Here is a 3,830-nt window from a genome sequence, read left to right on the forward strand (position 1 = left end):
AACGCCATGTTCCGCCGGATGCGAGTGAAGCAGCGAGCCCTTCGCTGCCATTGCCCGGCTCACCCCCGCCCAGACGATGCTCGACATGACAAAACCGATTGCCGATCCGCCTCATACGAGTCGAGCTAAGAGGAACTAACACAACCGTTTCCACTGCCGGTGGGTGATGACGCACATGGCGAGGAGGTTGAGGCCGAGGTGGATGTCGTCACGCCGCTCATAGCGGGTGACGAGGCGGCGGAAGCCGCCGAACCTGGCGTGGGTGCGCTCGACCTTCCAGCGGTGTCGGCCGAGGTGGTCGCGGCCTTCGATCCCGCGGCGGGCAAAGCGGGCCTTGATGCCGCGCCTGCGGCAGTGGCCCCGGCAGCGGTGGGAGTCGTAGGCCTTGTCGCCGTGCAGTTTGTCGGGCCTGCGGCGAGGATGCCCGCGTCGGCCGCGAACGGGCGGCACCGCGTCGAGCACGGCCTCGAGCTCGGGGCCGTCGTTCCGGTTAGCAGGGGTCATGATCAGGCCGAGAGGCGTGCCGTGCCCCTCGACCACGAGGTGCCGCTTCGTACCCTTTTTGCCCCGATCGACCGGGCTCGGCCCCGTGCCGCGTCCCCCCTTTTGGCCCGCACGGAACAGGAGTCCACCGAGGCACGCGACCAATCGAGGGCGCCCGCGCCATGCATTCTGGCGAGCAACTTGGCATGCACACGGCCCCAGACGCCCGCCGCGTGCCAGTCCCGCAGCCGCCGCCAGCAGGTCATTCCGGAGCCACAGCCCATCTCTGCGGGCAGCATCTCCCACGGGATGCCGCTCTTGAGGACGAAGAGAATGCCGGTCAGCGCCGCCCGGTTCTCGACCGCAGGGCGGCCGCCCTGCGGGCCCACCCGCGGCGCTGGCGGCAGAAGCGGTTCGATCACCGCCCAGAGATCGTCAGGAAGCAGCGCCCGTGCCATTCCCGCACAACGACCGACAGGTTGTGTTAGGGCGTGTCCTCAGATGAGGGATTCCCAGAGTGGCGCTGGAGTGATTCATAAGGTGCCGGCAAGCTGTGGAGCGACCGGCGAATGCGGCGATACGCGTTGCGTGACGACCAGTGGACCCGGATCGAGGGCCTGCTGCCCGGCCGGGCTGGGCATGTCGGCATGACGGCGCGCGACAACCGCCTGTTCGTCGAGGCGGTGCTGTATCGCTACCGTGCGGGTATTCCCTGGCGCGACCTGCCGGACCGGTTTGGCTCGTGGAAGGCGGTGCATACGCGCTTCAGCCGCTGGGCCAGGGGCGGCGTGTGGGAGCGCCTGCTGCAGCATCTCGCGGCGGATGCGGACACGGAATACGCCATGCTCGACAGTACGGTCGTGCGCGCTCACCAGCACGCCGCGGGGGCGCCCAAAAAGGGGGTGGCGAGCAGGCGATCGGACGTAGCAAGGGCGGCTTGAGCACCAAGATCCACGCCCTGGTGGACGCGCTGGGCAATCCAGTCGGCTTTGCTCTGACCGGCGGCCAGGCCCATGACCTTGCCGGTGCGGACGCGCTGCTGCCCGATAAGGCGGCCGATGCGCTGATCGCCGATCGGGCCTTCGATGCCGACGCACGCGTGTTGGAACCCCTGGCCTCGGCTGGCAAGGCGGCCATCATCCCGCCAAAAGGGAACCGAAAGCAGAAGCGGGACTACGACCGGCATCTCTACAAGGCGCGGCACCTGATCGAGAACTTCTTTGCCAAGCTCAAGCAGTTCCGCGCCATCGCGACGCGCTACGACAAGACCGCACGAAACTTCCTCGCCGCTATCCACCTTGCCGCAGCCTACGTCTGGCTCATCTGAGGACACGCCCTAGTTCCTCTAAGCATATAGGAGCAGTACTCATCGGCTGCAGTTTCGGCATCCATATCGGCCGGGATGAGCTCACTCGCTCGAACGGCGTCCGAGATGGCTGCCCAATTGCCCGTGAGCCCGATATCGGTGACATCCTGGCCGGGCTTGGCATCAATGGTCAGCCGCACCGAGTTCACGATGATGGCGGTCTGAACGATCCAGAGGAACTGCTCCTGCTTGGTCACGAATCGCGTCTTCCCTGTGTGGTTCGGGAAGTCTTGCGTCGTCTGGCGCGAACCGAAAATGACGCCTAAGCGAGGGCCCAACTTGCCACGTCGCGGTCTCCAGCAGGATCTTATCTAGCTCCTGAGCCGCGCCAAGCGCTTGAGGCATGCCGGGCAGGTGACTTCCTGTGCGGGTGGCTCAGCCCAACCAGAGCCGGCGCCTGGCTCGTCGGCGCAGAGGGCCATACGGCAATGCGGCGTGACGGCATGGTACAGGGCTGGGCGCCCACCGGCCGGCTTACGCGCCTTGTGCAGGGCTACGAAGGTCCGGCCAGCTAGAGTGATGGCGTTCGGGTGCATGGCACCGGAGGTAGGCGTAAATGACGATCGATCAACGGAATTCCCCATGACACCCGAAAAGGGGAGCTATGCGGGAATTTGGGTGACGCGGTGATCAGGCGGCGTTCTGCGCTGGCGTGTTGGTGACCTCGACGCCGTTCTTGAATGTGACGCCCTGGATGAGCTTGGGCAACTGGTTCTCGCCCTTCAGCCTGCGCCAGGTCTTGGCCGCGGCCATGACGAGCTTGAACACCATGAGCCGGGCGGTGTCCTGGGACAGGGCGCCCCTGGTCCGGACGGTGCGGTGCCGGACGGTGGCGAACACGCTCTCGATCGGGTTCGAGGTGCGGAGGTGGTCCCAGTGCTCGGCGGGGAAGTCGTAGAAGGTCAGCAGCGCGTCCCGGTCCTTCACCAGGCAGGTGACCGCTCTCTCGTACTTGGCCCCGTATTTCCCAGCGAAGGTGGTGATCGCCGTCTCGGCCGTGTTGCGGTCCGGCGCCTGCCAGATCTCGCGCAGGTCGGCCTTCGCCGTCGGCTGGACGGATCGGGGTAGCTTGTCCAACACGTTGGCGGTCTTGTGCACCCAGCACCGTTGATGCCGGGTCGCCGGCGAGACTTCCTCCAGCGCCTTCCAGAAGCCGAGCGCGCCATCGCCCGTGGCCAGTTCGGGCGCCATCGCCAGGCCACGGGCCTTGAGGTCCACCAGCAGTTCCCGCCAGCTCTGCGCGCTCTCGCGCAGGCCGACCTGGAAGCCGAGCAGCTCCTTCTTGCCCTCCGGGGTGGCCCCGATCAGCACCAGCATGCACTCGGCCTGCGGCTCCATCCTGGCCTGCAGGTAGATGCCATCCGCCCAGATATACACGTAGCGCCGGGCCGACAGGTCGCGCCGCTGCCAGCGCGCGTAGTCCGCCTGCCACTCGTCCCGCAGCCGCGCGATCACCGAGGGCGACAGGTTCGGGGCGTCGCGGCCCAGCAAGGCCCCGAGCGCCTCCCCGAAGTCGCCCATCGAGACCCCGCGCAGGTAGAGGATCGGCAGCAGGGCATCCAGGCTCCGCGTCCGCCGCGCCCAGCGCGGCAGAAGGACCGAGGTGAAGCGGATCCGCTCGCCACCCATCTCATCACCGGCGCCGCGGTCGCGCAGCTTGACCCGCTGCACCGGTACCGGGCCAATCCCGGTCTGGACCAGGCGCTCCGGGCCATGCCCGTGCCGCACCAGGCGGTCACGCCCGTCCGGCAGCCGTTCCCCCCTCATCTCGGCCAGGAAGGCCTCCGCCTCGGCCTCAACCGCCTGGGCCAGGAGCCGACGGGCGCCGCTCCTCAGGACCGCCGTCAGCGGATCCTCGACCGTCTCCGGCTGACGCAGGGGGACGACAGTGGTATCGCTCATCTCGGCGTATCGCTCCTTCGGGAGGTTCAGGCAGGCTTCCACCCACCTCGATACGCCGCCTCTCTCACATCGCCATCAC

Annotated in this window: 2 protein-coding genes and 2 pseudogenes; 1 reads left to right on the plus strand and 3 read right to left on the minus strand. The window is 67.5% G+C overall.

Translation table 11 applies throughout. From position 1 onward, the window contains the following. Positions 1 to 222: 222 nt before the first annotated feature. Positions 223 to 941, minus strand: a pseudogene (locus ACO1BU_RS34155) (IS5 family transposase); the annotation flags it as partial. A gap of 111 nt (positions 942 to 1,052) precedes the next feature. Here ACO1BU_RS34155 and ACO1BU_RS34160 point away from each other — a divergent pair. Then, positions 1,053 to 1,810, plus strand: a pseudogene (locus ACO1BU_RS34160) (IS5 family transposase). Here ACO1BU_RS34160 and ACO1BU_RS34165 read toward each other — a convergent pair. Together ACO1BU_RS34165 and ACO1BU_RS34170 are read right to left on the minus strand one after the other, a co-directional pair. Beyond that, positions 1,792 to 2,046, minus strand: coding sequence for a hypothetical protein (locus tag ACO1BU_RS34165; protein WP_424140375.1), 255 nt, complete (start codon positions 2,044 to 2,046; stop codon positions 1,792 to 1,794). The pseudogene ACO1BU_RS34160 and the gene ACO1BU_RS34165 overlap by 19 nt on opposite strands. A gap of 433 nt (positions 2,047 to 2,479) precedes the next feature. After that, entirely contained in the window at positions 2,480 to 3,751 is a 1,272-nt protein-coding gene (locus ACO1BU_RS34170) for an IS256 family transposase (protein ID WP_424140376.1), read from the minus strand. Positions 3,752 to 3,830 lie beyond the last annotated feature (79 nt).

Origin of the sequence: Roseomonas chloroacetimidivorans (genome assembly GCF_049629625.1) — a bacterium.
Taxonomy (GTDB): Bacteria; Pseudomonadota; Alphaproteobacteria; order Acetobacterales; family Acetobacteraceae; genus Roseomonas; species Roseomonas chloroacetimidivorans.

Coding starts and splice junctions, on each gene's coding strand:
- ACO1BU_RS34170 (WP_424140376.1), bottom strand. CDS start 3,751: ATGAGCGATACCACTGTCGTCCCCCTGCGTCAGCCGGAGACGGTCGAG.